This window comes from Microbacterium sp. Soil_C_42 (genome assembly GCF_057656735.1).
Genome location: NZ_JBDGJU010000080.1, coordinates 1 through 1,762 on the forward strand (window position 1 = coordinate 1; position 1,762 = coordinate 1,762).

At 63.9% G+C, this 1,762-nt stretch carries 1 protein-coding gene, 2 rRNA genes and 1 pseudogene; 2 read left to right on the forward strand and 2 right to left on the reverse strand.

All coding sequences use genetic code 11. From position 1 onward, the window contains the following. Together AC3A46_RS19440 and rrf are read left to right on the forward strand one after the other, a co-directional pair. A 23S ribosomal RNA gene (locus AC3A46_RS19440) occupies positions 1–356 on the forward strand; the annotation flags it as partial. 79 nt (positions 357–435) lie between these two features. Further along, a 5S ribosomal RNA gene (gene rrf / locus AC3A46_RS19445) occupies positions 436–552 on the forward strand. A 97-nt stretch (positions 553–649) separates the two neighbouring features. Here the strand turns inward: rrf and AC3A46_RS19450 are convergent. Together AC3A46_RS19450 and AC3A46_RS19455 are read right to left on the reverse strand one after the other, a co-directional pair. Continuing rightward, entirely contained in the window at positions 650–1,246 is a 597-nt protein-coding gene (locus tag AC3A46_RS19450) for a Uma2 family endonuclease (RefSeq protein ID WP_487666689.1), read from the reverse strand. Between the two features lie 64 nt (positions 1,247–1,310). After that, positions 1,311–1,762, reverse strand: a pseudogene (locus tag AC3A46_RS19455) (DUF58 domain-containing protein); the annotation flags it as partial.

The window sequence follows — 1,762 nt, forward strand, 5'->3', positions numbered from 1 at the left end:
GTTGGGCTGTTCGCCCATTAAAGCGGTACGCGAGCTGGGTTTAGAACGTCGTGAGACAGTTCGGTCCCTATCCGCTGTGCGCGTAGGAATATTGAGAAGGGCTGTCCCTAGTACGAGAGGACCGGGACGGACGAACCTCTGGTGTGCCAGTTGTCCTGCCAAGGGCATGGCTGGTTGGCTACGTTCGGGAGGGATAACCGCTGAAAGCATCTAAGCGGGAAGCCTGCTTCAAGATGAGTATTCCCACCTCCTTGAGAGGGTAAGGCTCCCAGTAGACGACTGGGTTGATAGGCCAGATGTGGAAGCCCGGTAACGGGTGAAGCTGACTGGTACTAATAGGCCGAGGGCTTGTCCTCAGTTGCTCGCGTCCACTGTGTTAGTTCTGAAATAACGAACAGCTGTGTCAACACCAGCATGTTCTGAATTTCATAGTGTTTCGGTGGTCATAGCGTTAGGGAAACGCCCGGTTACATTCCGAACCCGGAAGCTAAGCCTTTCAGCGCCGATGGTACTGCAGGGGGGACCCTGTGGGAGAGTAGGACGCCGCCGAACAATCATTGTGGGAAAGCCCCGCACCAGCCCTTACGGGTTCGGTGCGGGGCTTTTCTGCGTTCTGGGGCAGGTCGCGACCGATCGGGCCGGCCTCGTCTCACCAGTCGGCGGGGTAGCTCTTGAGGCTGCTCGTATCGAGCGTCCAGCGGCCGGCGGTGACGGTGTCCCCGAAGGCGTAGGGGACCGCTTTCCGATAGCGGATGCCGTCGGGTCCGGATGAGGGGTCGCTGTGCACGGTGACTGTCTTCTCGTCCTTGCGGGGATCCACGACGACATACAGCGGCACTCCCATCCTGGGGTAGTCGTGCAGCTTGTCGCGGATGTCAGTGAGCGAGTTCGTGCGTGAGACGACCTCGACCACCAGCAGGACGTCGCGGGCGTTGACGACCTTGGCGGTGTCATCGGTGTCTTCCTCCGCGATGACCATGAGATCGGGGACCTTGGTCAGACCGGTTTGAGGATCACCCATGTTCGTGTCGTTGAGGGCCATGACTTCTGGCGTCTGTGCCTCGATCTGACGGCGCAGACGCACCACGTTGAGCCCGTAGGGAGCCGTCGGGCTCATCATCGTGAGGAAGATCTGACCGTCGGTGGTCTGCACCTTCCATGGGTCTTCCTGGTGCTCGGCCAGCTCCGCGAGCTGTTCCGCGAAGTCGTGCATGCGGCGCATCTGCTCGGGGGTGAGGTCGGCCATGATTTCCTCCTGGTGGGTGCCCAACCAGCGTATCCAGCGAGGCGATGGCTCGAGCGGAGTTGAGCTAGAGGCGGCCGGCGGCTTTCAGGGCCAGGTAGGCGTCCGCCAGGGCCGGGGCCAGGGTGTCCGGGGTGGCGTCGACCACGTGGACGCCGTGGCGGGTGAGCTGGTCGGACGTGCGGCGGCGTTGGGACTGGGTCTGGGTGCCGGCGGCGGCCTCGTAGACCGCGTCCACCGAGCCCCGTGAACTTGTCATGGCCGCGACGTGCGGGTCGGCGACCGAGGCCAGCACGACCGTGTGGCGCTGCGTGAGACGGGGGAGCACCGGGAGCAGGCCCTCCTCGATCGGAGCCGCGTCCAGGCTCGTCAGGAGGACCACCAGGGAGCGGCGCGGGGCGCTGCGGAGGATGGTGGAGACCAGGGTCCTGGCGTCCGTCTCGACCAGCTCCGGTTCCAGGGTGGCCATCGCGTTGACGAACGACGGCAGGGTGTCGGCCGCCGAGCGGCCCTGGACCT

Coding starts and splice junctions, on each gene's coding strand:
- AC3A46_RS19450 (WP_487666689.1), bottom strand. CDS start 1,246: ATGGCCGACCTCACCCCCGAGCAGATGCGCCGCATGCACGACTTCGCG.